At 67.4% G+C, this 26,853-nt stretch carries 21 protein-coding genes; 12 read left to right on the forward strand and 9 right to left on the reverse strand.

Annotation, left to right across the window (positions count from 1 at the left end; all coding sequences use genetic code 11):
• Window positions 1–10: 10 nt before the first annotated feature.
• Together rpsA and cmk are read right to left on the reverse strand one after the other, a co-directional pair.
• A complete protein-coding gene (gene rpsA / locus BLS66_RS13105; protein ID WP_005409285.1) occupies window positions 11–1,696 on the reverse strand; it encodes a 30S ribosomal protein S1 in 1,686 nt (561 codons plus the stop codon).
• A gap of 198 nt (window positions 1,697–1,894) precedes the next feature.
• Complete coding sequence (gene cmk, locus BLS66_RS13110) at window positions 1,895–2,572, reverse strand: (d)CMP kinase (RefSeq protein ID WP_014036894.1); 678 nt, start codon at window positions 2,570–2,572, stop codon at window positions 1,895–1,897.
• Window positions 2,573–2,769: 197 nt separating this feature from the next.
• Between cmk and ykgO the strand changes: the two genes are divergently transcribed.
• The 6 genes from ykgO to BLS66_RS13140 all read left to right on the forward strand — a co-directional run bounded on the left by ykgO (window position 2,770) and on the right by BLS66_RS13140 (window position 7,267).
• The gene (gene ykgO / locus BLS66_RS13115) at window positions 2,770–2,895 is read left to right on the forward strand and encodes a type B 50S ribosomal protein L36 (protein ID WP_005409283.1); all 126 of its coding nucleotides are present in this window, start codon (window positions 2,770–2,772) and stop codon (window positions 2,893–2,895) included.
• 175 nt (window positions 2,896–3,070) lie between these two features.
• Window positions 3,071–3,370 (forward strand): hypothetical protein, encoded by a 300-nt coding sequence (locus BLS66_RS13120; protein WP_227837998.1) that lies wholly within the window; start codon window positions 3,071–3,073, stop codon window positions 3,368–3,370.
• Between the two features lie 39 nt (window positions 3,371–3,409).
• Window positions 3,410–4,447 carry an agmatine deiminase family protein gene (locus tag BLS66_RS13125; protein ID WP_049464476.1) on the forward strand — a complete coding sequence of 346 codons (1,038 nt, stop codon included), beginning with the start codon at window positions 3,410–3,412 and terminating at the stop codon, window positions 4,445–4,447.
• Between the two features lie 162 nt (window positions 4,448–4,609).
• On the forward strand, window positions 4,610–5,497 hold the full coding sequence (locus BLS66_RS13130) for a carbon-nitrogen hydrolase (protein WP_014646847.1): 888 nt from the start codon (window positions 4,610–4,612) through the stop codon (window positions 5,495–5,497).
• 14 nt (window positions 5,498–5,511) lie between these two features.
• Window positions 5,512–6,042 (forward strand): GNAT family N-acetyltransferase, encoded by a 531-nt coding sequence (locus BLS66_RS13135; protein ID WP_049464474.1) that lies wholly within the window; start codon window positions 5,512–5,514, stop codon window positions 6,040–6,042.
• 4 nt (window positions 6,043–6,046) lie between these two features.
• Window positions 6,047–7,267 (forward strand): TraB/GumN family protein, encoded by a 1,221-nt coding sequence (locus BLS66_RS13140; protein WP_088475994.1) that lies wholly within the window; start codon window positions 6,047–6,049, stop codon window positions 7,265–7,267.
• A gap of 220 nt (window positions 7,268–7,487) precedes the next feature.
• Here BLS66_RS13140 and BLS66_RS13145 read toward each other — a convergent pair whose 3' ends face one another.
• From BLS66_RS13145 to BLS66_RS13155, 3 genes are read right to left on the reverse strand one after another with little or no spacing between them, the layout of a single operon-like run.
• On the reverse strand, window positions 7,488–10,574 hold the full coding sequence (locus BLS66_RS13145; protein ID WP_074726041.1) for an efflux RND transporter permease subunit: 3,087 nt from the start codon (window positions 10,572–10,574) through the stop codon (window positions 7,488–7,490).
• The gene (locus BLS66_RS13150) at window positions 10,571–14,092 is read right to left on the reverse strand and encodes an efflux RND transporter permease subunit (RefSeq protein WP_074726042.1); all 3,522 of its coding nucleotides are present in this window, start codon (window positions 14,090–14,092) and stop codon (window positions 10,571–10,573) included. Before BLS66_RS13150 ends, BLS66_RS13145 begins: the two co-directional genes overlap by 4 nt.
• On the reverse strand, window positions 14,089–15,234 hold the full coding sequence (locus BLS66_RS13155) for an efflux RND transporter periplasmic adaptor subunit (RefSeq protein WP_074726043.1): 1,146 nt from the start codon (window positions 15,232–15,234) through the stop codon (window positions 14,089–14,091). Before BLS66_RS13155 ends, BLS66_RS13150 begins: the two co-directional genes overlap by 4 nt.
• Before the next feature lie 205 nt (window positions 15,235–15,439).
• On the opposite strand from BLS66_RS13155, the gene BLS66_RS13160 reads away from it, so the two are divergent.
• A complete protein-coding gene (locus BLS66_RS13160) occupies window positions 15,440–15,829 on the forward strand; it encodes a c-type cytochrome (RefSeq protein WP_005413034.1) in 390 nt (129 codons plus the stop codon).
• 9 nt (window positions 15,830–15,838) lie between these two features.
• Window positions 15,839–16,300, forward strand: coding sequence for a c-type cytochrome (locus tag BLS66_RS13165; RefSeq protein ID WP_049464462.1), 462 nt, complete (start codon window positions 15,839–15,841; stop codon window positions 16,298–16,300).
• A 158-nt stretch (window positions 16,301–16,458) separates the two neighbouring features.
• Here BLS66_RS13165 and BLS66_RS13170 read toward each other — a convergent pair whose 3' ends face one another.
• Complete coding sequence (locus tag BLS66_RS13170; protein ID WP_074726044.1) at window positions 16,459–18,330, reverse strand: ATP-binding cassette domain-containing protein; 1,872 nt, start codon at window positions 18,328–18,330, stop codon at window positions 16,459–16,461.
• A 193-nt stretch (window positions 18,331–18,523) separates the two neighbouring features.
• Window positions 18,524–19,399 (reverse strand): LysR family transcriptional regulator, encoded by an 876-nt coding sequence (locus BLS66_RS13175; protein WP_049464458.1) that lies wholly within the window; start codon window positions 19,397–19,399, stop codon window positions 18,524–18,526.
• Window positions 19,400–19,500: 101 nt separating this feature from the next.
• On the opposite strand from BLS66_RS13175, the gene BLS66_RS13180 reads away from it, so the two are divergent.
• Window positions 19,501–20,580 (forward strand): YeiH family protein, encoded by a 1,080-nt coding sequence (locus tag BLS66_RS13180; RefSeq protein WP_074726045.1) that lies wholly within the window; start codon window positions 19,501–19,503, stop codon window positions 20,578–20,580.
• A gap of 111 nt (window positions 20,581–20,691) precedes the next feature.
• Window positions 20,692–22,068, forward strand: a complete 1,377-nt coding sequence (gene dbpA / locus BLS66_RS13185) for an ATP-dependent RNA helicase DbpA (RefSeq protein ID WP_074726046.1) — start codon at window positions 20,692–20,694, stop codon at window positions 22,066–22,068.
• A gap of 92 nt (window positions 22,069–22,160) precedes the next feature.
• Here dbpA and BLS66_RS13190 read toward each other — a convergent pair whose 3' ends face one another.
• Window positions 22,161–22,700, reverse strand: coding sequence for an adenine phosphoribosyltransferase (locus tag BLS66_RS13190; RefSeq protein ID WP_049464452.1), 540 nt, complete (start codon window positions 22,698–22,700; stop codon window positions 22,161–22,163).
• A 299-nt stretch (window positions 22,701–22,999) separates the two neighbouring features.
• On the opposite strand from BLS66_RS13190, the gene BLS66_RS13195 reads away from it, so the two are divergent.
• Window positions 23,000–25,411 (forward strand): membrane-bound PQQ-dependent dehydrogenase, glucose/quinate/shikimate family, encoded by a 2,412-nt coding sequence (locus BLS66_RS13195; RefSeq protein WP_074726047.1) that lies wholly within the window; start codon window positions 23,000–23,002, stop codon window positions 25,409–25,411.
• A gap of 101 nt (window positions 25,412–25,512) precedes the next feature.
• The gene (locus BLS66_RS13200; protein ID WP_049464448.1) at window positions 25,513–26,367 is read left to right on the forward strand and encodes an IclR family transcriptional regulator domain-containing protein; all 855 of its coding nucleotides are present in this window, start codon (window positions 25,513–25,515) and stop codon (window positions 26,365–26,367) included.
• A 76-nt stretch (window positions 26,368–26,443) separates the two neighbouring features.
• On the opposite strand, the gene pcaC is transcribed toward BLS66_RS13200, so the two are convergent.
• Window positions 26,444–26,830 (reverse strand): 4-carboxymuconolactone decarboxylase, encoded by a 387-nt coding sequence (gene pcaC, locus BLS66_RS13205; RefSeq protein ID WP_049464447.1) that lies wholly within the window; start codon window positions 26,828–26,830, stop codon window positions 26,444–26,446.
• Between the last annotated feature and the right edge of the window lie 23 nt (window positions 26,831–26,853).

The following is a 26,853-nucleotide window of genomic DNA, read 5'->3' on the forward strand; positions in this document are numbered from 1 at the left end:
CTAAGGCCGATTACTCGGACTTGTTGCCGTTCAGCTGCGCACGCAGCAGCGCGCCCAGCTGGGTGGTGCCGCTGGAAGCCGAAGAGGACTGGTATTCCTCCAGCACTTCGCGCATTTCCGCGTCGTCCTTGGCCTTGATCGACAGCTGCAGGGTACGGCCCTTGCGGTCCATGCCCACGAACTTGGCTTCGATCTTGTCGCCGACCTTCAGGTGCTGGGTGGCGTCGTCAACGCGCTCGTTGGCGATGTCGCGGGCCGAGACGTAACCTTCGATGCCGTCAGCCAGCTCGATGATCGCGCCCTTGGCGTCGACTTCCTTCACCACGCCTTCGACCTTGGAGCCCTTCGGATTGGCGGCCATGTACTGGCCGAACGGATCCTGCTCCAGCTGCTTCACGCCCAGGGAGATGCGCTCGCGCTCCGGATCGACAGCCAGGACGACGGCATCCAGGGTATCGCCCTTCTTGAAGTTGCGAACGACGTCTTCGCCGGTGGTGTTCCAGCTGATGTCGGACAGGTGGACCAGGCCGTCGATGCCGCCGTCCAGGCCGATGAAGATGCCGAAGTCGGTGATCGACTTGATCTGGCCCGACACCTTGTCACCCTTCTTGTGGGTGGCAGCGAAGGTTTCCCACGGATTGGCGGCAACCTGCTTCATGCCCAGCGAGATACGGCGACGCTCTTCATCGACGTCCAGCACCATCACTTCGACTTCGTCACCCACCTGCACAACCTTGGACGGGTTGACGTTCTTGTTGGTCCAGTCCATCTCGGAGACGTGCACCAGGCCTTCGACGCCCGGCTCGATCTCAACGAACGCACCGTAATCGGTGACGTTGGAGACCTTGCCGAAGACGCGGCTGTTGGCCGGGTAACGACGGCCGATGTTGTCCCACGGATCCTCGCCCAGCTGCTTCAGGCCCAGCGAAACGCGGTTGCGCTCGCGGTCGAACTTCAGCACGCGGACGTCCAGCTCGTCGCCGACGTTCACGACTTCCGACGGGTGACGCACGCGCTTCCACGCCATGTCGGTGATGTGCAGCAGGCCGTCGATACCGCCCAGGTCCACGAACGCGCCGTAATCGGTCAGGTTCTTGACGACACCCTTCAGGATCGCGCCTTCCTGCAGCTTGTCCATCAGCTGCTCGCGCTCTTCCGAGTGCTCGCTTTCGACGACAGCGCGGCGCGAGACCACGACGTTGTTACGCTTGCGGTCCAGCTTGATGAGCTTGAACTCGAGTTCCTTGCCTTCCAGGTAGGCCGGATCGCGCACCGGGCGCACATCGACCAGGGAACCCGGCAGGAAGGCGCGGACATCCTTGATGTCCACGGTGAAACCACCCTTGACTTTGCCGCTGATGCGGCCGGTGATGGTTTCGTTCTTTTCCAACGCTTCTTCCAGCTCGTCCCACACCATCGCGCGCTTGGCCTTCTCGCGCGACAGGACGGTTTCGCCGAAGCCGTTCTCGATCGAGTCGAGGGCGACCTTGACGATGTCGCCTTCGGCGACGTCGATTTCGCCAGCGTCGTTACGGAACTGTTCGATCGGCACGATGCCTTCGGACTTCAGGCCAGCGTTGATCACCACGACGTCGCCGCGGACTTCAACAACGGTACCGCTGACGATGGCGCCCGGCTTCAGCTTGGCCAGGTTGGCCTGGCTGGCTTCAAACAGTTCGGCAAATGATTCGGTCATTAGATTTACTCTGTTGGACACATGGGTCGGTGGCGTCCCCTTCAGGGGAATGGCGACCGCCCGCCTGTTGGTCGACCCCGGAAACGCAGGTCGTGTGTAGTAGGAAAACCGCCACGCATCATTGCGCGACGGAGCGGGTACAGCATTGCTATGCGCGACCACCGCCGATGCTGCTGGCAGTGCTCCCGCGCGAACGGATCAGGCAGCCGGAACCGGAAGCAGATCCATCACTCGGGCAACGACATCATCGATGCCGATGCCTGTGGTGTCGATGAGGACAGCATCGTCTGCCGGCTTCAGGGGCGCCACGGTACGCTGGGCATCACGGGCGTCGCGGGCCATGATCTCGCGCAGGAGGTCATCAAAGTTAACAGAAACCCCCTTGTCTTTCAACTGCTTATGCCGGCGCTCGGCGCGCTCCTCGGCACTGGCGGTCAGGAAGACCTTGTAGGAGGCGTCCGGGAAGATCACCGTGCCCATGTCACGGCCGTCGGCGACCAGGCCGGGCAGCTCCCTGAATGCGCGCTGGCGCTCCTTCAGGGCGGCCCGGACCTCCGGAATGGCCGCAATCGCCGAGGCCAGCGCGCCGGTGGTCTCCAGGCGCAGCTCGTCGGTGGCGTCGGTGCCATTGACCATGACCCGCATGGCATCGCCCTGCTCGACAAACTGGACGTGGGTGTCGAAGGTGCAGCGGACCAGCGCCGAGGCATCGGAGGTGTCGATGTCGGCCCAGCTCGCGGCCACGCCCACCGCCCGGTACAGCGCGCCCGAATCCAGGTAATGCCAGCCCATCCTGCGCGCGATGATGCGGCTGATGGTACCCTTGCCGGCCCCGGATGGGCCGTCGATGGTCAGGACGGGAGCGAGTGGATTCATGGGGGTCCCAGAGCGTGTGAAGAGGCCATTCTAGCCCCTGCCAGACGCCCCGAGCGGGATCTTTTGTGCAACCACTTGAAACCATGAGGAAAAGCCCGGTAGAATGGCGGGCTTGAACGAGCGTCAACTGCCGATTGTCTTTCGCATATCGCGGCCACGCTCCACCCGAACAACTACTGTTTACGCCGAGGTATGCCATGAAAGTCCTGTCCTCCCTGAAGTCGGCGAAGGCCCGTCACCGTGACTGCAAGGTCGTGCGTCGTCGTGGCAAGATCTTCGTCATCTGCAAGTCGAACCCGCGTTTCAAGGCGCGTCAGCGCTAAGCCTCACAGCCTCCTGGCTGCGGCGGGCCCTACGCGGGGCCGACCCGATGCAAGAAACCGCCTTCGGGCGGTTTTTTGTTTATGCGGCTTTTTCCTGCCGTTTTTGCTGTAATCGCCTTTCTTGACCACTGGGGAGTAGATCGAGATGAAGCGTTACCTGTCCGCCCTGGCCGTGATGGCCACCCTGGCCGCCGCCACACCGGCACTGGCCGATACCCTGCTTGTCGACCGTGCCCGCGAGAAGCCGGCCGGCGCCCTGCCCGTGCGCGGCCAGAGCATGCAGCAGGTGCAGGCGCAGTTCGGCGCGCCCAGCGAGCAGCTGCAGCCGCGCGGCGGGCAGAAGCGGCAATGGCCGACCATCAACCGCTGGGTGTACCCGCAGTTCACCGTCTACTTCGAGAAGCAGAAGGTGATCGACGTGGTGGCCAACCAGGCGGACCCGAACGAAATCGGCCCGAAACCGCCGATCCGTTGATCCCCTTACCCGCCGTGGGCGGGCCTGTGTAGCGAGACCATGAACCAGACCCTTCGTTTTCCTGCCGAGTGGGAAGCCCAGAGCGGCGTCCTGATTGCCTGGCCCACCGCCGACACCGACTGGGCCGACCGCCTGGGCCAGGTGGAAGAGACCTACATCGCCCTGGTCGCGGCCATCACCCGCTTCCAGCCGGTGCTGATCTGCGTGGCCGACGACGATGTGGAGACCTATGCCGAAATGCGGCTGCGTTCCAACCGCATCGACATGGACAAGGTCCACTTCACCACGGCCGCCTACGACGATACCTGGCTGCGCGACTCCGGCCCGATCACCCTGCGCCGCGCCGACGGCGGTTTCCAGCTGCTGGACTTCCGCTTCACCGGCTGGGGCGGCAAGTTCGACGCCACCCTGGATGACCAGCTGGTGGGCGTACTCGACCAGGCCGGCGTGTTCAACGATGCGCCGGTGCGCAGCATTCCGTTCGCGCTGGAAGGCGGCGGCATCGAGACCGACGGCGAAGGCACCTTGCTGACCACCTGGAAGTGCCTGCACGAACGCCACCCGGACCGTGACCGCGCCAGCCTGAGCGCCGACCTCGCCGACTGGCTGCAGCAGGACCGCGTGCTGTGGCTGGACCACGGCTACCTGGAAGGCGACGACACCGACGCGCACATCGACACCCTCGCCCGCTTCGCCTCGACCGACAGCATCGTCTACCAGGCCTGCGACGACGAGAGCGACTCGCACTACGCCGAACTGCAGGCGATGGGCAACGAGCTGGCTGCACTGCGTACCAAGGATGGCCAGCCATACCGCCTGTTCCCGCTGCCGTGGGCCCGGCCGGTGATCGACGAAGGCCGTCGCCTGGCGGCATCGTACGCCAACTACCTGATCGTCAATGGCGCGGTACTGATGCCGGCCTATGGCGACCCGGCCGACGACCTGGCCCGCGACGTGCTGGCGCAGGCCTACCCGGGCCGCGAGATCGTGCAGGTGCCCTGCCGCTCGCTGATCTGGCAGAACGGCAGCCTGCACTGCATCACCATGCAGCTGCCGGAAGGGCTGTTGAAGGCCTGAGAAAAGGTCGTGCCGGCCGCTGGCCGGCAATCAGGCAATGCCTGATGGATTGACGGGGATGCCGGCCAGCGGCCGGCACGACCATCACCCATTCAGCGCGCGACACGCCGCCGCCGCCCATCCGCGCTAACATGCAGGTTTTCCCCCGCAGGAACGCCCCGCATGAACTCGCGCAGCCCCCTTACCGTCGCCCTGATCCAGGAGCGCAACCACGGTGACGCCGCCGCCAACCTGGCGGTGATCGAAGCACGCGTGGCCGAGGCGGCTGCGCAGGGTGCCAAGCTGGTGCTGCTGCAGGAACTGCACAACGGTCCGTACTTCTGCCAGCACGAGTCGGTGGATGAGTTCGACCTGGCCGAGCCGATTCCGGGCCCGAGCACCGAGCGCCTGGGCGCGCTGGCGAAGAAGCATGGCGTGGTGCTGGTCGGCTCGCTGTTCGAGCGCCGCGCTGCCGGCCTGTACCACAACACCGCCGTGGTGTTCGAGAAGGACGGTACGCTGCTTGGCAAGTACCGCAAGATGCATATCCCGGACGACCCGGGCTTCTACGAGAAGTTCTACTTCACCCCGGGCGACATCGGCTTCAAGCCGATCGATACCTCGGTGGGCCGCCTGGGCGTGCTGGTGTGCTGGGACCAGTGGTACCCGGAAGCAGCGCGGCTGATGGCGCTGGCCGGCGCCGAGCTGCTGCTGTACCCGACTGCGATCGGCTGGGACCCGGACGATGTGCAGGACGAGAAGACCCGCCAGCGCGACGCCTGGGTACTGAGCCACCGCGGCCATGCCGTGGCCAATGGCCTGCCGGTGCTGAGCTGCAACCGCGTCGGCCATGAGGCTTCGCCGCTGGGTGCTTCGGGCATCCAGTTCTGGGGCAACAGCCACGTGCTGGGCCCGCAGGGCGAATTCCTGGCCGAGGCCGGTACCGAGGCCACCGTACTGCTGTGCGACGTCGACCTGCAGCGCAGCGAGCACGTGCGCCGCATCTGGCCGTTCCTGCGTGATCGCCGCATCGATGCCTACGGCGACCTGCTCAAGCGCTACATCGACTGAGCCGGAGCCCGCGCATGGCCGTCCTCATCCGTGATGCCGGCCCTGCCGACATCAATGCGATCACCGCGATCTACGCGGTGGAAGTGACCGACTTCGTCAACACCTACGAGTACGAGATCCCGGACGCGACCGAGATGCTGCGCCGCATGCGCGACATCGTCGATCGCGGCTTCCCCTACCTGGTCGCCGAGATCGATGGCCAGGTGGCCGGCTATGCCTACGCCAATACCTACCGCACCCGCGTGGCCTACCAGTGGACCGTGGAGAACTCGGTCTACGTCGATGCCCGCTTCCAGGGCAAGGGCGTCGGCACCGGCCTGCTGCAGGCGCTGATCGATGCCTGCGTGGCGCGTGGCTACCGGCAGATGGTGGCGGTGATCGGCGAACCGACCAACACCGCTTCAATCAAGCTGCACGAACGCTTCGGCTTCGAGCTGGTGGGCGTGTTCCGTGGCCTCGGCCGCAAGCATGGCCGCTGGCTGGATACCGTGCAGATGCAGCGCGCGCTCGGCGACGGCGCCGACACCGCACCTTCCAATGAATGAACCCATGACCGAAACCCTTCCCGAGACCGGTGACGACCTGTTCGCCGGCCAGCCGGTGCGCGTTGTCGAACGCGACGGCGTGCGTTACACCCTGCTGGGCACCGCCCACGTTTCACGCGCCAGCGTCGAGGCCGTGGAAAAAGCCATCGACAGCGGCCGCTTCGATGCAGTGGCTGTCGAGCTGGACCCGCAGCGCCTGCAGGCGCTGAGCGACCCGGACACGCTGGCCAAGCTTGATCTGGTCGAAGTGATCCGCAAGGGCCGCGTGGCCCTGTTTGCGGCCAACCTGGCGCTGTCCGCCTACCAGCGCCGCCTGGCCGAACAGCTCGACATCGAACCCGGTGCCGAGCTGAAGCGTGCGGTGGAGCTGGCCCGCGAGCGCAACCTGCCGGTGCACCTGATCGACCGCGAGGTCGGCCTGACCTTCCGTCGTGCGTCGCAACGGCTGGGCTTCTTCGGCAAGCTGAAGCTGGTTGCCGGGCTGGGCGCGGGCCTGTTCTCGTCGGAAGAAGTGGGCGAGAACGAGATCGAGAAGCTCAAGCAGGGCGACATGCTGGAGTCGAGCTTTGGTGAGTTCGCCAGCGAGAGCCCGGCGCTGTACGAAACCATCATCGGCGAGCGCGACCGCTACATGGCCACGCGCCTGCGCGAGGAACACACCCCGCAGCAGCGTGAAGTGCTGGCGGTGGTCGGTGCCGGCCATCTTGCGGGTCTCGCGCGCTACCTGGAAACCGACACCGAGGCCCCGGCACCGCTGCGCGCCGAGCTGGAGGCGGTGCCGAAGAAGCGCAACATTCCGTGGTTCACGCTCGGCATCCTGGCCATCGTGGCGACCGGCATCGGCGTGGGCTTCTACCGCGGCGGCCTGGGCGTGGGCACCGAACTGCTGGCGACCTGGGCGATGTACACCGGCGGCCTGGCGGGCCTGGGCTGCCTGCTGGCCGGCGGCCATCCGCTGAGCATCCTCACCGCGATCGCGGTGGCCCCGTTCAAGCCGTTCCGCCTGAGCATCCCGACCGGCGCCTTCTCGGCGCTGGTGGAAGCACGGCTGCGCAAGCCGGCCTACGAGGACTTCCTGAAGCTGCGCGACGATGCGCAGAGCCTGAAGGGCTGGTACCGCAACCGCGTCACCCGCGTGGTCCTGACCTTCATGCTGACCAACATCGGCAGCATGCTCGGCCTGTGGCTGACCACGTTCAAGGTGTGGGGCAAGGTGGCAGGCTGATGGTTCCGCCGGGCATGGCCCGGCGCTACCGGTAGGTGCCAACCTTGGTTGGCACTGTGCTTCAGGTCGCGAAGATCAGCCGGGCTTTGCTATGCCTTAACCCCTGCTCGGCCGACGCCGCGATGCAGTGATGGGTAACGCCGCGCCATGCCCGGCAAAAAAAGGGGGAGGCCGCCCCACTACGACCGGCCTCCCCCACACCACAACACGTTGTCGCGCATTACAGCCGGGCAGCGCCCGGCTCTACCCTCTCCAGGCCACGCGCACGGCGGATCAGCCGTGTCACAGCAGTGCGCAGGTCATCGAGCACCGCGTAGATCGTCGGCAGGAACAGCAGGCTGACCACCGTCGAGAACGCCAGGCCGCCGGCAATCGCGCGCGCCATCGGCGAATACTCCGGGCCGTTGCCAAACATCTGCGTATCGGTCAGCGAGATCGGGATCATCGCCAGGATCGCCGTGCCCATCGTCATCATGATCGGGCGCAGGCGTTCGCGTGAGCCTTCCACCAGCGCCTGGGTGCGGCCCATGCCGCTGCGCCGCAGGTTGTTGATGTGCTCGATCATCACGATGCCGTTGTTCACCACCACGCCCATCAGCACCAGGATGCCGATGAAGGACATGATCCCGAACGAAGTGCCGGTGATCCAGAACAGCCAGAACACGCCGAAGATCGAGAACAGCACGCCACTCATGATCGCTGCCGGGAACAGCAGCGACTCGAACACCGCGGCCATCACCACGTAGATCATCACCAGCGCGATCAGCAGGTTGAACACCATCTGCTGCATGGCTTCGTCGTCGTTGCCGTAGTCGCCACCGTCGAAGGTGAAGCCATAGCCGGCCGGGAAGTTCATCGGCTTGAGCACGGCTTCGATCGCCTTGCGCCCGTCCGGCGCGGTGACCTTCTCGGCCAGGTTGGCCCTGATGGTCAACGTCGTCTGACGGTTGGTACGGCCGATCTGGGTGGCCGATGAACCGACGTCCACGGTGACCAGGCTCAGCAGCGGCACGCTGCGCCCATCGCCGGTGCGCACGCTGAAACCGGCCAGGTCTTCCGGGCTGCTCTGCTCGGCGCCGGCAAAGCGCACCCACACCGGGACTTCATTGTCACCGCGGCGGAACTCGCGCATCGGGGCACCGCGCAGCGCCAGGCCGACGAAGCTGGCCACCTGTTCGGCGTTGAAGCCGAACGCTGCGGCACGCTCACGGTCGACGCGCACCTTCAGCTCGCCGCCCTTCTCGCCGTTGTCGATGCGCACGTCACGCAGCTCGGCACGCTGCGCCAGCAACGGCACCACTTCCTGGCCAATCTCCTGCAGCATTGAACTGGAGTCGCCCACCAGCTGCACCTGCACGCCCTGGTTGCCGCCACCACCGCCATCGCCCCCCTGGTTGCCGACGAAATAGTCGGTGCGGGCGGACTTCGGCAGGCCCTTGCGCAACTCTTCCTGCAGCGCCTTGATGTCCTTGGCGTACTTCTCGTCCAGGGTGACCACCGTGGAGCTGCCCTCCTGCTCGCTGTACCAGGAGTACACCTGTTTCACGTGCAGGCGCTCGCGGTTCTGGTCGATCCAGTTCTCCACCCGCGCCACTTCCTCGGACATCTGCCGGTAGGTGTAGGCGCCCTTCCACATGTAGCCGATGAAGATGTCCTTGCCGCCCTCGCCCCCGAACATGTCGACCTTGGTCAGCTTCATCGGCACCAGGCTGACCAGTACCACCAGCAGGATGCCGAGCAGGCTCCAGCCGCGGTGGTGCAGCGACCAGTCCAGCAGCCGGGCGTAGCGGCGCTGCAGGCGCGCGATCAGGCCGGTCTGCGAGTGCACCAGCTTGGGCGTGGCCATGCGCGCGGACAGCATCGGGATCAGGCTGACCGCGACCAGCCACGAGGCCAGCAGCGAGACCGAGATGGTGATCGCGATCTGTGCCATGAAGATGCTGATGTTGTTGGTCTCGCCGAACAGGTTCGGCACGAACACGATGCAGTGGCACAGCGTGCCAGCGCTGAGCGCGATGGCCACATTGCGGGTGCCGATGATCGAGGCCAGCCGCGGCTGCCCCGGCATGCGCTCGCGCTCCTGGTAGATGCTCTCGACCACCACCACCGCATTGTCGACCAGCATGCCGACGGCCAGCAGCAGGCCCATCATGGTCAGGATGTTGAGTGTCACCCCGACGAAGTACATGAAGCCCAGGGTGATGGTGAAGCAGATCGGAATGGCCAGGGTCACCATCAGCGTCGACGGCCAGTGGCGCAGGAAGAAGAACAGCACGGTGACCGACAGGATCAGGCCGACCGCGCCGGCTTCGGCCAGTTCCAGCAGCGAGGACGTCACTGCCTTGCCCTGGTTGTCGATCACCTTGATCTGCACGTCACGCATCGACGGCTGCGCGCGGATCGCCTCGACCTCGGCCAGCGCCGCACGCGAGACGTCCACCAGGTTGGCGCTGCGCTCCTTGAAGATGTCCAGGCCGACGGCCGGGTTGCCGTCCAGGCGGCGCCCGTAGTTCATCCGCGCCGGCTTCAGGCGGACGTCGGCGATATCACCCAGGCGCAGGCCCTTGGCGTTGATCACCAGGTCGCGCATTTCCTGCAGGTCGGTGATCTCGCCCACCGGCTGCACGCGCACGCGCTGGCCGTTGTCGTCGATCTGCCCGGCCGAGATCGAGAAGTTCAGCGTGCGCAGGCGCTCGCTCAGCTCGTTGATGCTCAACCCATGCGCGTTGAGCCGGTTCGGGTCGATGGCGATCTCCACCTCGTTCGGCGGCGCACCGGTGATATCGACGCGGGCCACGCCCGGGATGCGCTCGATGCGCCGCTTGAACTCACGGTCGAGCATGTCATAGGCAGTGGTGAGATCGGTGGTGCTGGCCAGCCGCACCTTCAGCACGGGCTGGTCGCTGCTGGACCACTTGAACACGTTGTAGCGCTGCAGGTCGTCGGGCAGGTCACTGCGGATCGCGTCGATACGCTCGCGCGCGTCGGACGCGGCAATGGCGATGTCGCGGTCCCAGTCGCTGAACTCGATGTAGATCAGTGCCGCCTCGGACGTCGCCGACGAACGCATCCGCTTGATGCCGGTCATCGTCGCCAGTGACTCCTCGACCGGACGGATGATGGTCCGTTCCACTTCCTCTGGGGTCGAGCCGGTATACGGAATCTGCACGAACAGGAAGGGCGCGGAGATGTCCGGCAGCGCCTCCAGCGGCAGCCGGAACGAAGCGATCAGGCCGATCACCACCAGCGACACGAAGCACATGATGGTGGTGACCGGGCGGCGGATGGAGAACTCGGCAACACTCATGCCGGCTCCTCCACGCCTGCCGCGCCGCCCTCAGCGCCGTGCAGCCCTGCGCCGGCATGCTTGCGGCCGCGCTCACGGTAGTACGCATCGCCACGACGATCCATCAGGTCGTACACCACCGGGATCACCAGCAGGGTCAACAGGGTCGACACCAGCAGGCCACCGATCACGGTGATCGCCATCGGCGCGCGCACCTCAGCACCCTCGCCCATCGCCACCGCCAGCGGCAGGAAGCCGAACAGCGTGCACAGCGTGGTCATGATGATCGGCCGCAGGCGCGAGCGCGCACCTTCCACCAGCGCCTCTTGCTTGGCCACGCCGGCCTCGCGCAGCTGGTTGACCTTGTCGATCAGGATGATCGCGTTCTTGGTGACCAGGCCGACCAGCAGGATCAGGCCGATGAACACCACCACCGAGATGGGCTTTCCGGTCAGCATCAGCGCCAGGATCGCACCGACCAGCGCCAGCGGGATGGTGAACAGGATCACGAACGGATGCAGCAGCGACTCGAACTGCGAGGCCATCACCAGGTAGACCAGGAAGATCGCCAGGCCGAAGGCGAAGATCAGCGACTTCGCCGCCTGCGCCAGCTCCTCGCCCTGGCCACCGATGTGCAGGCCCACGCCCGCGCCCAGCGGCTGCTCGGACACCATCTGCTGCACTTCGCGCATGGCCGCGCCGAGGTCGATGTCGCGCAGGTTGGCCGACACCACCGCGACCCGCGTCTGGTCGGCACGATGGATCTCGCTGGGGCCGGTGGTGGCGACCACGTCGGCCACCGCGTCCAGGGTCACCGGGCGGGTGCTGCCCGGATTGACGATCAGCCGACGGATGCTGTCCACGCTGGCGCGGTCACCTTCCTGCGCACGCACCAGCACGTCGATCTTGCGGTCACGGAAGCTGTAGCGGGTGGCGACGTCGCCACGCACCTTCTTCACCACCACGTCGGCGATCTGGCGGGTGGTCAGGCCCAGCGCACCGGCGCGCTCCTGGTCGAAGCGGATCTGGATTTCCGGGAAGCCCTCCTCCACCGTCGACTTCACGTCGGCGTAGTGGGCGTTGCCGCGCAGCATCGCCGCCAGGCGCTGGCCGGCCACTTCCAGGGTCGCCATGTCCTGCCCGCGCAGCTCGATTTCCAGCGGCGTGGAGAAGCTGAACAACGCCGGCCGCGCGAAGTCGACCTGCGCGCCCGGATGCTGGCTCATGGTGCCGCGCAGGCGCTCGGTGATTGCCGCCTCGGTCTGGGCATTGCCACCACCGGCCATCACCACGGTCAGCTTGCCGATGTTCTCGCCGCTCTCGGTGGGGCTGGCGTCCAGGCGGGTGCCGCTGCCGCTGACACCGTACAGCGAAGCCACGCCCTCCCCCTTGCCATGCGCCAGTTGCAGCTCACGCACCAGCGCGTCGGTCTGCTTCAGCGGCGTGCCGGCCGGCAGCTTCACGGTCATCTCGAACCGGTCCTGCGCCAGCTGCGGGATCAGGTCGGCGCCGAGCATCGGTACCAGCGCCATGGTCGCCACGAAGATGATCGTGGCCACGCCCAGCACCTTGCCCGGATGTGCCAATGCGCTCGGCAGCAGGCGCAGATAGCCGCGCTCGGCACCGGCGTAGGGCTTCATCGCCAGATCACTGGCCTTGCGCATCACCGGCCCGACCACCGCCACCACGCCACGCCACAGGCGCACCACCAGCCAGGCCAGCGCATAGAAGCCCCAGCGCACGCTGGCGACCACGCCACAGCGACCCAGCGCGACCGGCTTCTGCCAGCGCTTCTGCGGCTGCCACGCTGCGTTCGGTGCCTCTTCCGGGAACGCCAGCGGCGGCCGTCCCTTCAGCGAGCTCAGCATCGGGATCAGGGTCATCGACACCAGCAGCGAGATCGCGATGGCGATCGCCACGGTCAGCGCCTGGTCGCGGAACAGCTGCCCGGCGATGCCGTCGACGAACACCAGCGGCAGGAACACCGCGATGGTGGTCAGTGTCGAGGCGACCACCGCCATGCTCACTTCACGGGTGCCGGCGATCGCCGCCTGCAGGATGCCCAGGCCACGCTCACGGGCCTTGGCGATGCTCTCCAGCACCACGATCGAGTCATCCACCACCAGGCCGGTGGCCAATGCCAGGCCACCCAGCGACATCACGTTCAGGCTCAGCCCGAGCTGGCCCATGAAGAAGAACGTGGCAATGATCGAGACCGGCAAGGACAGGCTGATCACGAACGTGCTCCAGCCATCGCGCAGGAACAGGAAGATGATCAGGATCGCCAGCAGGCCACCGATCACGGCATCCTTCTTGACGTCGGCGATGGCGTGCTCGATGAAGCGCGACTGGTCCTCGATGGTGGTCAGCTCGACGTCCGACGGGAACGTGCCCTTGATCTGCTCCAGCCGCTTGCGCAGCGCTTCGGCGGTGGACACGGTGTTGGCGTCACCTTCCTTGTAGATGGCCAGCTCGACCGCCTCCTTGCCGCCCAGGCGGATGATCGCTTCGCGCTCCTTGTAGCCCTGACGCACGGTGGCGACGTCCTTCAGGCGCACCGGCACGCCGTTGGCGACGACGCTGGAGCCCGCACCTGACGATGCGCTCTGCGCCGCCGACGCCGCGGCGATGGCCGCTGCCGAACCGGTCGACGCGGCGATGTTGAACATCTGCTGCAATGCCGAGTCGGCCGCGCTGCCGTTCGAGCCCTGGGTGGTCACCAGCAGGTTGCGGATCTCCTCCAGGTCGGCGAACTGGTTGACGGTACGCACCAGGAAGCGCTGCGAGCCCTCCTCCAGGCGGCCGCCGGAGATGTTGATGTTCTCGTCTTTCAGGCGCTTGATGACGGTGTCGATCGGCAGGTTCAGCTGCGCCAGCTTCTGCTGGTCGATGTCGACCTGGATCTCGTCCTCCAGTCCACCGCCGACCTTCACTGCCGCCACGCCGGTAACCGGCTCGAGCTTCTTCTTCAGGTCTTCATCGGCATAGCGGCGCAGGCCGGTCAGCTCGCGGACCGCGTCGGCATCGCTGGCCGGCGCGACCTTGTTGGACAGCACCAGGCGCATGATCGGCTCGGTGGACGGATTGAAGCGCAGCAGCACCGGGGCCTTGGCCTCCAGTGGCAGGTTCAGCGCTTCCATCTTGTCGCGCACCTCCAAGCTGGCCTGGTCCATGTTGGTGCCCCAGGCGAATTCCAGCACCACGTCGCTCTGGCCGGTGCGCGAGACCGACTTCAGCTTGCGCAGGTTCTTGACCACGCCGACCGCTTCCTCGACCGGCTGGGTGATCAGGGTTTCGATTTCAGTCGGCGCCGCACCGGTGTATTCGGTGCGCACGGTCAGCGTCGGGTAGCTCAGGTCCGGCAGCAGGTTGACCTTGAGGTTGCCCAGCGCGATCAGGCCGAACAGCAGCAGGGTGACCGTGCACATGGCGATGGTCACGCGGCGGCGGGTGGCAAATTCCACCAGGCCGCCGCGCATGCCGGCGGCGGCGCCGTCGCTCGCCGGCGAGGCACCGTGGTCGTGGCCCGGGGCGGTCATTGCGTGCTCCCGGCCTTGGCTGCCGGCTTGGCGGCCGTTGCGACCGTCTTCGCCTTCGGGTCGGCAATCACCTGCACCGCGGTGCCGTCGCGCAGGGCGACCTTGCCGGCGGTGACCACCTGATCACCGGCCGCCAGGCCATCACGGATCTCCACCCACGGGCCCTCGGCGTAACCCAGTTTGACCGGAACGCGTGCGACCTTGCCTTCGCGCACGCGGAACACCGCCGGCTCACCGTCGTCGAGCAACGCCAGGCGCGGCACCACCAGCGCATCGGCACGCTGGTCGTAATCGATGCGGATGCGCCCGAACATGCCGGGCTGCAGCGCGTGTGCCGCGCCGTCGAAGGCGCTGACCACGCGAAACGTGCCACTGCCCGAGTCCACCACCGGCGCAATGCGGTCAACGGTGCCGGTGAAGCTCTGCCCAGGCAGCGCGTCGGCCGCCAGGGTCACCGGCTGGCCGGCGCGCAGGGTGGCCAGCTCGCGTTCGGGCACGTTGAGCGTCGCCTCCAGTCGCGAGTTGTCGACGATGCGGAAGATCGGCGTATTGATCTGCACGAAGTTGCCGGTCTTGATCGAGCGCGAGGCGATCACGCCGGAAATCGGTGCGACCACGGTGGTGTAGGACAGTTCCAGCGTCGCCAGGCGGTACTGCGCGCGGACGTTTTCCAGATCGAAACGCAGCTGGTCGACATCGGCGGCGCTGACCATCTGCTGGCCGACCAGCTTCTGTGCGCGCTGGTAGTTGTTTTCCAGCTTGCGCATCTGCGCTTCGCTCTGTGCCACCGCCAGGCGCGCGCGGTCCGGGTCCAGCCGCACCAGCGGCTGGCCGGCGGTGACCCGCTGACCTTCCTCGACCAGCACCGCCAGTGCCACGCCGGAGGTCTTGGCGACCACCTGCGATTCGGCGCGTGGCTCCAGTGCGGCGGTACCGGTGTAACTGGCCGCGACCGCGCGATGGCTGGCCACCGCCACCTCGACCGGGACCGCATCGACCTTCTTTTCCTCCTTGGTCTCGGCGGCCTTGGCTTCAGAATTGGGCCCTGCGGCGCAACCGCCCAGCAGCAGGGAGGTGGAGATCAGCAGTGCGGCAGCGCAGATTCCGCTGCGACGGCCGGACAGGAAGGTTGGGTGCGACATCGTCAGGTCCCTGGAGGATGCGTGGACAGGTGTGGTAGCAAAGTAATGCACCACTTCACGGCAACACCATATCCCAAAGGTCATGGTGCCTTCACGCCGCCGGTCGGCCCGACCCCATTTCAGCTAGATGAAACCTGAGGCTATACTCGGGTCGTTCCGTACCCCACGCCGGAACGACCAGACCCGAATCCCCGGAAACGACACCATGCGCCCGCAGCCGCTCGCCGCTTGTCTCGCTCTGGCCGTCCTCCTGCCCCTTGGGGCCGCCGCACAGCCCGCTCCTGCTCCCGCCACGCCTGCCCCGGCCCCGGCTCCCGCTGCGGCGCCTGCGCCTGCCGCGCCCACCGGCAACTTCGACAATGGGCGCGTCCTGGCCTACACGTGCCAGGGCTGCCATGGCATTACCGGCTACAAGAACGCCTATCCCAGTTACCGGGTGCCGAAGATCGGCGGCCAGACCCAGCAGTACCTGGCCCAGGCCCTGACCGAGTACCGCCAGGGCAAGCGCCGGCATCCGACGATGCAGGCGCAGTCGATGAGTTTCAGCGAACAGGAGATCGCCGATCTCTCTGTTTACCTGTCCACCGTCAAGTAAGGCCCGCCCATGTCGAAAGCCGCGCATCCGATGCGTCACGCCATCGCCCTGTCCGTTGCCCTGCTGCTGGCGGCCTGTTCACAGTCGCAGGTGGAAAACAGCGAGACCTCCGCCGCCGACCCGGGTCATGCCAGCGGCGAGCACGGTTCTTCGTCCTCGGCCGGCCTGCCGACCGGCCGCGAGGCCGCCGGCGAAGCCCGCGCCAAGGTGAAGGGCAAGGCCACCAACCAGAGCTGCATCGACTGCCATGGCGCCGACGGCAACGCACCGATCGACCCGACCTACCCCAAGCTGGGTGGGCAGTACGGTGACTACCTGGCACACGCGCTGCAGGCCTACCGCGCCGGTGATCGCCAGCATGCGCTGATGACGCCGCAGGCGAAGGACCTGAGTGATCAGGACATCGCCGATCTGGCGGCGTACTTCGGCAGCCGGCCGAGCCAGCTGCGGGATCTGCACGGGGTCAAATGACCGCCGGCCCCCCAAGTGGGGGCGGACCTTGGTCCGCACGGACCGTTGATTGGTGGGTGCGGACCGTTGGTCCGCACAGATCCGGATATCCACGCATGGCGTGGATCTACTGATTCTCCATCCGATCAATCGGCGCAGCCGCTGGCGCCGGTCAACGCTCAGCCTTCCAGCTCTTCCCAGCGCGCGTAGGCGGCATCCAGCTCGGCCTGCACCTTGGCCAGCTGCTGGGTGTGCGCCGTCACTTCGGCGCTGCTGCGGGTATAGAACGCCGGATCGTTCATCGCCGAGGTCAGACCTTCGACGTCGCTTTCCAGCTTCTCGATGGTCTTCGGCAACTGTTCCAGTTCGCGCGCTTCCTTGTAGGCCAGCTTGCGCTTGGGCGCGGCCGGAGTCGCAGCCGGTGCAGCGGCCGCCGGCTTGGCGGCCGTAGCCGCCGCAGGCGCCGCCACGCTGGCCGCATAGCGCTGCCAGTCGCTGTAGCCACCGACGTACTCGCCGATCACGCCGTCGCCTTCCATCACCAGCGTGGAGGTCACCACGTTGTCGATGAAGTCACGGTCGTGGCTGACCAGCAGCAGCGTACCGGTGTACTCGCCCAGCAGCTCTTCCAGCAGCTCCAGGGTTTCCACGTCCAGGTCGTTGGTCGGTTCGTCCATCACCAGCAGGTTGGACGGCTGCGCGAACAGCTTGGCCAGCAGCAGGCGGTTGCGCTCGCCACCGGACAGGCGGGTGATCGGCGCACGCGCGCGCTCGGGGGTGAACATGAAGTCCTGCAGGTAGGCATGCACGTGCTTGCGCTTGCCGTTGAACTCGAGGAAATCGCGGCCTTCGGCCACGTTCTCGATCGCGCTCCAGTCTTCGCGCAGCACCGCGCGGTACTGGTCGAAATAGGCGATCTGCAGGTTGGTGCCGGCGTTGACTTCGCCCTTGGCCGGCTGCAGTTCGCCCAGCAGCAGCTTCAGCAGCGTGGTCTTGCCGCTGCCATTGGGGCCGATCAGGCCGATGCGGTCGCCGCGCATGATGGTGGTGGTGAAGTCGCGGACCATGGTGCGCTCGCCGAAGGCGAACGAAATGTCCTTGACGTCGATGACCTTCTTGCCGGAGCTGATGCCCTGCGCGGCTTCCATCTTGACGTTGCCGCTGAGATCGCGGCGCTGCGAACGCTCCACGCGCATCGCCTTCAGGCGGCGCACGCGGCCCTCGTCGCGGGTGCGGCGCGCCTTGATGCCCTGCCGGATCCAGACTTCTTCCTGCGCCAGCAGCTTGTCGAAGCGCGCGTTTTCCTGCGCCTGCGCATTGAGCCGTTCCTCGCGGCGGCGCTCGTAGTTGGCCCAGTCGCCGGGCCAGCTGGTGACCTGCCCGCGATCGATCTCGACGATGCGGGTGGCCAGTGCACGCAGGAAGCGGCGGTCGTGGGTGACGAACACCACGCTGCCACTCCAGCCCTTCAGGAACGCTTCGAGCCAGTCGATGGCTTCGATGTCCAGGTGGTTGGTCGGTTCGTCCAGCAGCAGCACGTCCGGGCTGGAGACCAGCGCACGGGCCAGCAGCACGCGGCGCTTCATGCCGCCGGACAGGCGGCCGAACTCGGCCTCGCCGTCCAGGTCGAGCTTGGTCAGCGTTTCGCTGACGCGCTGGTCCAGGCCCCATCCGTTGGCGGCGTCGATCTTGGCCTGCACGTTGCCCAGGGCTTCGCCATCGAACACCTCGGCATGGCTGAGATGGTGGAACTCGGCCAGCCACTGGCCCAGTTCGCCCAGGCCATCGGCAACGACGTCGAACACCGAGCCGGCCGCGCCGTGTGGCACTTCCTGCTCGAGGCGGGTGACGCGCACGCCCTGCTGCACGCGCACTTCGCCGTCATCGGGCTTGTGGTCGCCGGAGAGCAGCTTGAGCAGAGTGGATTTGCCGGCGCCGTTGCGGCCGATCAGGGCGATGCGTTCGCCCGGCTCGATCGACAGTTCGGCCTTTTCCAGCAACAACGGGCCGCCGACGCTGAAGTCGACGTTCTGTAGGGTAATCAGAGGCATCCGGACATTGTACGGGTTGGGGCCCCGGCCGGGTTGCACACCCGGCACCCGCGGTGGTGCCGGCCGCTGGCCGGCAACCTCGACGGCACCGTCAAACGCTGGTTTGCTGTGGGACGGCGGGGGTCGGATCCCGTTGGTCGGCAACGGGCTCTGACCCCGTCGTGGAATGCGCGCAGTGTAAGAGCGATCCCGGCTACCCCACCTCCCCCAGCAACGCCTGCAACCCCGGCAGCCAGTGCTTGCCCGGGTGGCGTACCAGCCAGAGCGTGCGCTGCAGGGGCGGCAGCGGAGTCTCGAGTACGCGCAGGCGGCCGAGGGCCAGCGGCTCTTCCAGCGCATGGCGCGAGAGACAGGCCAGGCCGAGGCCGGCGATGGCGGCCTGCTTGATCGCTTCGGTGTTGCCCAGCTGCAGGGTCTGCGCGAAGCCGCGCAGGTGCGGCAGCAACGCCTGTTCGACCGCTTCGCGGGTGCCGGAACCCGGTTCGCGCAACAGCCAGCGTGCGCGGCGCAGTTCATCCAGCGACCAGCGTGCGCGGGCATCGGCGGCGGCCACGATCACCAGCGGGTCCTGCTGCCAGGCCGTCACCTGCAGGCCACGCTCGTGGCAGGGGCCTTCGATCAGGCCCGCGTCCACATCCAGGCGCTGCACGGCGGCGACCACCCCGGCACTGTTGTCGATGCGAAGGTCGACCTCGGCCTGCGGGGCATGCCGCAGCAGCTCGGCGATGCGCGGCGGCAGCAGGTAATTGCCGATGGTGGTGCTGGCGGCCAGTACCAGCCGCAGCGGTGCCCCCTGCGACGGGTCGCCACCGGCGGCCAGCTGCCGCTCCAGGTCGGCGGCATTGACCAGCAGGCTGCGCGCCGGCTCCAGCAGTGCGCGGCCATGCCCGTTCAGGGCCAGGCGACGACCGATGCGGTCAAACAGCGGAGTACCGAAATGCGCCTCCAGTTCCTGCAGGGCGGCACTGCTGGCCGATTGCGAGAGCGCGATGGCCTGGCCCGCAGCCGTGGTACTGCCGTGATCGGCGATGGCGACGAAGACTTGGAGCTGGCGCAACGTCAGGCGCATGGCACTTACCTTCTGGACAGGTAGATTTCACCCATATTATTCGTTTTACAGGTCAACGGCTCGGGCGCACGCTTGCCCCATCACTCCAGCCCTGCCCTGCCATGAACGCCCCCGCTCTCTCCTCCTGGTCCCTGCCCGCCCTGCGCCAACGCTGGCAGCCGCGCCTGCCCGGCCTGCTGCTGGTGGGCCTGATCGCGGCGGCGTCGCTGTACCTGGCCGAGCTTCCCTGGCTCCAGGCGCATGGCCTGAGCGCGCTGACCGTGGCCATCGTCGCCGGCATCGTGGTCGGCAACACCGTCTACCCGCGGTTGGCACCGGGCAGCGCGGCCGGTGTCGGCTTCTCCAAGCACTGGCTGCTGCGCGCCGGCATCGTGCTGTACGGCCTGCGCCTGACCTTCCAGGACATCGGCCACGTTGGCTTTGGCGGTGTGCTGATGGACGTGCTGGTGGTCGCCAGCACCTTCGGGCTGGCCTGCTGGCTCGGCATGCGTGTGTTCAGGATGGAACGCGAAGCGGCGATGCTGATCGGCGCCGGCAGCGCGATCTGCGGCGCGGCGGCGGTAATGGCCGCCGAGCCGGTGGTGCGCGGCCGCGCGGCGCAGGTCACGGTGGCGGTGTCGACGGTGGTGGTGTTCGGCACGCTGGCAATGTTCCTGTACCCGGCGCTGTATGCGCTGGTGCAGTCGCACGGCTGGCTGACGATGGACGCACGGCAGTACGGCCTGTTCACCGGCGCGACGGTGCATGAAGTGGCACAGGTGGTGGCGGCGGGCCGCGCGGTCAACGAAGCAGCGGCCGACACCGCGGTGATCACCAAGATGGTGCGGGTGATGCTGCTGGCGCCGTTCCTGGTCGCGCTGTCGCTGTGGCTGGCGCGTGGCGGCAAGGCCAGCGCCGACGGCAGCAAAGCGCCCATCGTGGTGCCGTGGTTCGCGTTCGGTTTCGTGGCGGTGGCCGGTCTCAACTCGCTGCATCTGCTGCCGGCCGGCCTGCAGGCCGGGCTGGTGCAGCTGGATACCGTGCTGCTGGCGATGGCGATGGCCGCGCTGGGCCTGACCACCCACGTCTCGGCGCTGCGCCAGGCGGGCCTGAAGCCGCTGCTGCTGGCGCTGATCCTGTTCGCCTGGCTGCTGTTCGGTGGCCTGGCGATCCACCAGGGTGTGCTGGCGGTGCTGGGCTGAGCGGGCGCGTGCCGACCCGGGCCGGCATCGCGCCGGAGATCCACGCCATGCGTGGATGCCGCCCCCCACCCCATCAGGCGGGACGGGCCACGCAGGCAGGTACAATGCGCCATGACTGACTTTTCGACCCTGCCGCTGAGCCCGGCCCTGCAGCCTGGCCTGGACGCCCTCGGCTACACCACTCTCACCCCCGTGCAGGCGCAGAGCCTGCCGGCCATCCTGGACGGCCGCGATGTAATCGCGCAGGCGCCGACCGGCAGCGGCAAGACCGCCGCCTTCGGCCTGGGCCTGCTGCAGGCCATCGACCCCAGCATGATCCGCGTGCAGGCACTGGTCCTGTGCCCGACCCGCGAACTGGCCGACCAGGTCGGCAAGCAGATCCGCAAGCTGGCCACCGGCATTCCGAATCTGAAGCTGTTGCTGCTGGTCGGTGGCGTGCCGCTGGGCCCGCAGCTGGCCTCGCTGGAGGGCCACGACCCGCACGTGGTGGTCGGTACGCCCGGCCGTGTGCAGGAACTGGCGCGCAAGCGCGCGCTGAATCTGGGCGCGGTGCGCACGCTGGTGCTGGACGAGGCCGACCGCATGCTCGACATGGGCTTCGAGGAGCCCATCCGCGAGATCGCCGGCCGCACCCACAGGGATCGCCAGAGCCTGCTGTTCTCCGCCACCTTCCCCGACAGCATCCGCGCCATGGCACGTGACCTGCTGCGCGAGGCGGTGGAAGTGACTGTGGAAGGCGCCGACCAGGCCCCCGCCATCCGCCATCTGTTCTGCGAGGTTGAGCCGGCGCACCGCCAGAAGGCGCTGGCCGGCCTGCTGCTGAAGTACGCGCCGGAATCGGCGGTGGTGTTCTGCAACACCCGCAAGGACGTGGACGAAGTGGCCAACTCGCTGCAGCAGTTCGGCTTCTCCGCACTGGCCCTGCACGGTGACATGGAACAGCGCGACCGCGAGGAGGTGCTGCTGCTGCTGGCCAACCGCAGCTGCAACGTGCTGGTGGCCAGCGACGTGGCCGCACGCGGCCTGGACGTGGAAGCGCTGGCCGCAGTGATCAACTACGAACTGCCGACCGACGTGGAGAGCTACCAGCACCGCGTGGGCCGTACCGGCCGTGCCGGTGCCAGCGGCCTGGCGATCAGCCTGGTGGCCGGACGCGAGAAGACCCGCGCCGAAGCGATTGAAGCGCAGATGGGGCAGCCGCTGGACTGGCAGAAGACGCCGCTGGCGACCTCGCGCCCGGCCGAACTGCCGCAGGCCGCGATGCGCACCCTGCGGATCGACGGTGGCAAGACCGACAAGCTGCGCCCGGGTGACATCCTCGGCGCGCTGACCGGCGACGCCGGCCTGTCAGCCAAGTTCATCGGCAAGATCGCGATCTTCCCGACCCGCTCCTATGTGGCGATCGCGCGCGAGCAGGCCAACAAGGCCGTGGCCCGGCTGGAGGCCGGCAAGATCAAGGGCCGTCGCTTCCGCGTGCGGATGATGTGATTGAAGCCGCGTTGCCAACCACGGTTGGCAACGACCGGCTCCCGGCCATTCGCCAGGGTGGATGCCAACCCCGGTTGGCACCCAGCCCCTGATCAGAACACCAGTTCGGTGTGCAGCGGCAGGCCCGCTTCCCAGCGCGCGCGGCCACCCAGGCCGTCCAGCTCGACCAGCACGCCGGCACCGACCACATCCACACCCAGGCGGCGCACCAGCGACAGTGCGGCGACCAGCGTACCGCCGGTGGCCAGCACATCGTCGATGATCGCCACGCGCGCGCCGGCCGGCAGCGCATCGGCATGCACCTCGATGCAGTCGCTGCGGTATTCGAGCGTGTATTCCTCGCGCAGCACCTGGCCGGGCAGCTTGCCCGGCTTGCGCACCGGCACGAAGCCCACCCCCAGTTCCAGCGCCATCGCGGCGCCGAGGATGAAACCGCGCGATTCGATGCCCACCACGGCATCCAGCTTCTGGTCGCGCCAGCGATCGGCCATCGCAGTGATCGCGCCGCGGAAATCCTCGCCGTGGGCGAGCAGCGGCATGATGTCCTTGAACAGGATGCCGGGCTTGGGGAAGTCGGCGATGTCGCGCAGGCGGGAGGACCAGGCGGAGACGGCCATGGTGGCGTCGGTCATTGCAGCTACCAGCGTGTATGGCGGCATAGGGTAACCGGTTCGCTCGCGCGCTGCCCGTTCCCGGTACCTGCGCGCCAATGCGTTCCATCAATGGCCACGTGCCGTCACGCCAAAAATCGCACACGCGTGCGATAATCGCCCTAACCGGTCATTCACCCAGCCTGCGCCATAAGCAGGCCGACGCCTGCCCGCCTTCATCGGCCCGCAGCCGCCCGGGATGCCGATGGTCCCCGCCACGCTCTGCGCGCGCGGGCCTTTCCCCGCCTGCGCGCGGGTTACTGCAATGAGGTTCATGCAACGTGGACGAGACGACGAAGGTTCCGGCCCTGTGCCGTGTGCTGGTGGTCCTGCTCGGCATCCTGGTGACGCTGTTCGGCCTGGCGCTGCTGGTCGGCGGGGTTCGCCTGGTACAGCTGGGGGGCAGTTGGTATTTCCTGCTGATGGGCGCGGTGTCGGCGGTGGCCGGCCTGCTGCTGGTGCTGCGCCGGCCGAGCGGTGCGCTGCTGTATGGCCTGGCCTTCCTGGCCACGCTGCCGTGGGCACTGGTCGATGCGGGCTGGAATTTCTGGCCGCTGGTATCGCGGCTGGTGATGCCGGCGGTGCTGGCCCTTCTGGTCGCGCTGGCGTGGCCGGTGCTGCGTCGCAGCCGCGGCCAGGTGGCCGGCCGCGGCGCCTATGGCGTTGCCGCCGTGCTGCTCGTCGGCCTGCTGGGCACGGCGCTGTCGGCGTTCCAACCCCGACCGCTGCAGACTGCGCAGGGTGCGACGCCGCCGGTGGTACCGGTGGCCAAGGGTGCCGAGCAGCGCGACTGGATGCACTGGGGCAACACCACGGCAGGTACCCGCTTTGCCGCGCTGGACCAGATCACCCCGGCCAATGTGAAGGAGCTGCAGGTCGCCTGGACCGCGCGCACCGGTGACGTGCCGGAAAGCAACGGCTTCGGCGCCGAAGACCAGAACACCCCGCTGCAGATCGGCGACACCCTGTACCTGTGCACCCCGCACAACCAGGTGATCGCCATCGATGCCGACTCCGGCAAGCAGCGCTGGGCCTTCGACCCCAAGGCCACTGCACCGAACTGGCAGCGCTGCCGCGGCCTGGGCTATTTCGATGCGACCACCGCGCCAGCCGTTGCCGCGACCCCGGCACCGCTGCCGGCCCCCGCCACGACCGGCACCGGCGCGGCGCTGTGCGAACAGCGCATCCTGATGACCTCCATCGATGCGCGCCTGTTCGCGCTGGATGCGAAGACCGGTGCGCTGTGCCCGGACTTCGGCAGCAACGGCGTGGTTGACCTGAAGACCGGCATGGGCGAGATCAAGCCGGGCTTCTACACATTGACCGCTGCGCCGCTGGTCGCCGGCGAGCTGATCGTGGTCGGCGGCCGGGTGGCTGACAACATTGAAGTGGGCGAGCCGTCCGGTGTGGTGCGTGCCTACAACGTGCGCAGCGGCGCGCTGGCCTGGGTCTGGGATCTGTCGCGGGAAACCCCGGACGTGCCGCTGGATCCGTCCATCCACTACACGCGCGCCACGCCCAACGTATGGACCTCGATGGCCTACGACCCGCAACTGGGCCTGGTCTACCTGCCCACCGGCAATACCACCCCGGACCAGTGGGCGGGCGAGCGCACGCCGCAGGATGACAAGTACAGCTCGGCCGTGGTCGCGCTGGACGTGGCCACCGGCAAGGAGCGCTGGGTCTATCAGACCGTCCACCACGACCTGTGGGACTACGATCTGCCCGCACAGCCGACCCTGGTCGACGTGCCCGACGGCAAGGGCGGCACGTTGCCGGCACTGCTGCAGGTCACCAAGGCGGGCCAGATCTTCATGCTCAACCGGCAGACGGGCGTACCGATCAGCGAAGTACGCGACATTCCGGCGCCGCAGGGCAACGCCGAAGGCGAGCGCTACGCCGCCACCCAGCCGCTGTCGGTTGGCCTGCCGCAGATCGGCGCCGAAACGCTGACCGAGTCGGACATGTGGGGGGCTACCCCGATCGACCAGATGCTGTGCCGCATCCAGTTCAAGCAGTTCCGCTACGACGGCATGTACACGCCGCCGGGCGAGGATCTGGCGCTGCAGTGGCCGGGCTCGCTGGGAGGCATGAACTGGGGCAGCGCTTCGGTCGACCCGACCACGGGCTACCTGTTCGTCAACGACATGCGCCTGGGCCTGTGGACCCGACTGATCCCCCGCGCGCAGATGACCAGCGGTGCCGGCGGCGTGGAAATGGGCGCGGCCTCGCAGACCGGTACGCCGTACGGCTCGCTGCGCGACCGCTTCCTGTCCAAGCTGGGCATTCCCTGCCAGAAGCCGCCGTTCGGCACGATGTCGGCGATCAACCTGGCTACCCGGCAGCTGGTCTGGCAGGTGCCGGTGGGCACGGTGAAGGACACCGGGCCGATGGGCATCAAGATGCGCCTGCCGATCCCGATCGGCATGCCGACGCTGGGCGGGTCGCTGGCTACGCAGTCGGGCCTGCTGTTCTTCGCCGGCACCCAGGACTACTACCTGCGCGCCTTCGACAGCCGAACCGGGGAAGAAGTGTGGAAGGCCCGCATGCCTGTGGGCAGCCAGGGCACACCGATGACCTACGTCTCGCCGAAGACGGGCCGCCAGTACGTGGTGATTTCCGCCGGCGGCGCGCGCCAGTCGCCAGACCGTGGCGACTACGTGATCGCCTACGCGCTGCCGAAGCGCACGTAGCCCCTGCCACGGGGCGCGGCCTGCCTGGCCGCGCCCCGTGGGTACCGGTTGCGGGTTCGAGCGCTTACCATTCAAGGTCGAACCTGATGAAAGCTGCTGCCATGCCTGCCGTTCCTCCCAGCCGTAGCACCAAGCGCCCCCCTGCGCCACCGCGGGATCGCGGCCTGGCCCATGAGCTGATGCAGCAGATCCAGGAAAACCAGGGGGACCCGGATTTCATGACCTCGCTCGGCCGCGGCCTGGCCGTGCTGAGCGTTTTCTCGCAGCATCCGCGCGAAGTCACCATGTCGCAGATCAGCAGTGACACCGGCATCTCGCGCGCAGCGGTGCGACGCGTCCTGTACACGCTGGAAAAGCTCGGCTATGTGGGTGAGCAGGGACGTGGCTATGTGCTGCTGCCGCGTGTGCTGGGCATGGGGGGCGCCTACGTTGCGTCGTCCTCGATGACCGCTGCGGCGCAGCCGGTACTCGATGCGCTGCGCGATGACGTGCACGAATCGTGCTCGCTGGGCGTGCTCGATGGCGATGACATCCTCTATGTCGCCCGCGCGGAGACGGTGCGCATCATGTCCATCGGCCTGCGTGCGGGCAGCCGCCTGCCCGCGTATTGCACTTCGATGGGCCGGGTGCTGCTGGCCGCACTGCCGCGCGACACGCTCGAAGGCTACCTGGAGCGCACTCCCTTGCGGCCGCGCACCGAACGCACGGTCACGCGCATGGAGGACTTCCTCGACCTGCTGGAGAAGGTGCGACGCGAAGGCGTTTCGCTGGTCGACCAGGAACTGGAGATCGGCCTGCGCTCGATCGCGGTACCGGTGCGTTCGCGCAGCGGCGAAGTGGTCGCCGCGCTGAACATCGGCACCCAGGCCGGCCGCATTGGCCTGGGCGTGATGCAGACCCAGCTGCTGCCCCGCCTGCGCGAAGCCGCGCAACGCCTCGGTACGCTGTTGAATTGAACTGCACTGAATCTGGTAGTGCCGGCCAGCGGCCGCCCTTGCCGATGTGCAGGAGGTTGCCGGCCAGCGGCCGGCACTACCGTTCCGAAGCCTGCTCTTCCAGGATCGGCCTGGCCAGCGCGAAGGCGTGGTTGGCCGCAGGCACACCGCAGTAGATCGCAGCCTGCAGCAGCGCTTCCTTGATCTGCTCCGGCGTCACGCCGTTGTTGCGGGCCGCGCGGATGTGCAGCTTGAACTCCTCGTCATGGCCCAGCGCCACCATCATCACGATGGTCAGCAACGAGCGCGTGTGCCGCGGCAGGCCCTCGCGCGTCCATACCGTGCCCCATGCGGTGCGGGTGATGAATTCCTGGAATTCGGCGGTGAAGTCGGTGCGGGCTTCCAGCGAGCGCTCCACATGGGCCTCGCCCAGCACCTGGCGGCGTACCGCAAGGCCAGCTTCGTAACGTTCCTGTTCGTCCATCGGGGTCTACCTGTTGAGCGAAG

The sequence above is a fragment of the Stenotrophomonas pavanii genome, from assembly GCF_900101175.1.
Lineage (GTDB): Bacteria > Pseudomonadota > Gammaproteobacteria > Xanthomonadales > Xanthomonadaceae > Stenotrophomonas > Stenotrophomonas pavanii.

Coding starts and splice junctions, on each gene's coding strand:
- rpsA (WP_005409285.1), bottom strand. CDS start 1,696: ATGACCGAATCATTTGCCGAACTGTTTGAAGCCAGCCAGGCCAACCTG.
- cmk (WP_014036894.1), bottom strand. CDS start 2,572: ATGAATCCACTCGCTCCCGTCCTGACCATCGACGGCCCATCCGGGGCC.
- ykgO (WP_005409283.1), top strand. CDS start 2,770: ATGAAAGTCCTGTCCTCCCTGAAGTCGGCGAAGGCCCGTCACCGTGAC.
- BLS66_RS13120 (WP_227837998.1), top strand. CDS start 3,071: ATGGCCACCCTGGCCGCCGCCACACCGGCACTGGCCGATACCCTGCTT.
- BLS66_RS13125 (WP_049464476.1), top strand. CDS start 3,410: ATGAACCAGACCCTTCGTTTTCCTGCCGAGTGGGAAGCCCAGAGCGGC.
- BLS66_RS13130 (WP_014646847.1), top strand. CDS start 4,610: ATGAACTCGCGCAGCCCCCTTACCGTCGCCCTGATCCAGGAGCGCAAC.
- BLS66_RS13135 (WP_049464474.1), top strand. CDS start 5,512: ATGGCCGTCCTCATCCGTGATGCCGGCCCTGCCGACATCAATGCGATC.
- BLS66_RS13140 (WP_088475994.1), top strand. CDS start 6,047: ATGACCGAAACCCTTCCCGAGACCGGTGACGACCTGTTCGCCGGCCAG.
- BLS66_RS13145 (WP_074726041.1), bottom strand. CDS start 10,574: ATGAGTGTTGCCGAGTTCTCCATCCGCCGCCCGGTCACCACCATCATG.
- BLS66_RS13150 (WP_074726042.1), bottom strand. CDS start 14,092: ATGACCGCCCCGGGCCACGACCACGGTGCCTCGCCGGCGAGCGACGGC.
- BLS66_RS13155 (WP_074726043.1), bottom strand. CDS start 15,234: ATGTCGCACCCAACCTTCCTGTCCGGCCGTCGCAGCGGAATCTGCGCT.
- BLS66_RS13160 (WP_005413034.1), top strand. CDS start 15,440: ATGCGCCCGCAGCCGCTCGCCGCTTGTCTCGCTCTGGCCGTCCTCCTG.
- BLS66_RS13165 (WP_049464462.1), top strand. CDS start 15,839: ATGTCGAAAGCCGCGCATCCGATGCGTCACGCCATCGCCCTGTCCGTT.
- BLS66_RS13170 (WP_074726044.1), bottom strand. CDS start 18,330: ATGCCTCTGATTACCCTACAGAACGTCGACTTCAGCGTCGGCGGCCCG.
- BLS66_RS13175 (WP_049464458.1), bottom strand. CDS start 19,399: ATGCGCCTGACGTTGCGCCAGCTCCAAGTCTTCGTCGCCATCGCCGAT.
- BLS66_RS13180 (WP_074726045.1), top strand. CDS start 19,501: ATGAACGCCCCCGCTCTCTCCTCCTGGTCCCTGCCCGCCCTGCGCCAA.
- dbpA (WP_074726046.1), top strand. CDS start 20,692: ATGACTGACTTTTCGACCCTGCCGCTGAGCCCGGCCCTGCAGCCTGGC.
- BLS66_RS13190 (WP_049464452.1), bottom strand. CDS start 22,700: ATGACCGACGCCACCATGGCCGTCTCCGCCTGGTCCTCCCGCCTGCGC.
- BLS66_RS13200 (WP_049464448.1), top strand. CDS start 25,513: ATGCCTGCCGTTCCTCCCAGCCGTAGCACCAAGCGCCCCCCTGCGCCA.
- pcaC (WP_049464447.1), bottom strand. CDS start 26,830: ATGGACGAACAGGAACGTTACGAAGCTGGCCTTGCGGTACGCCGCCAG.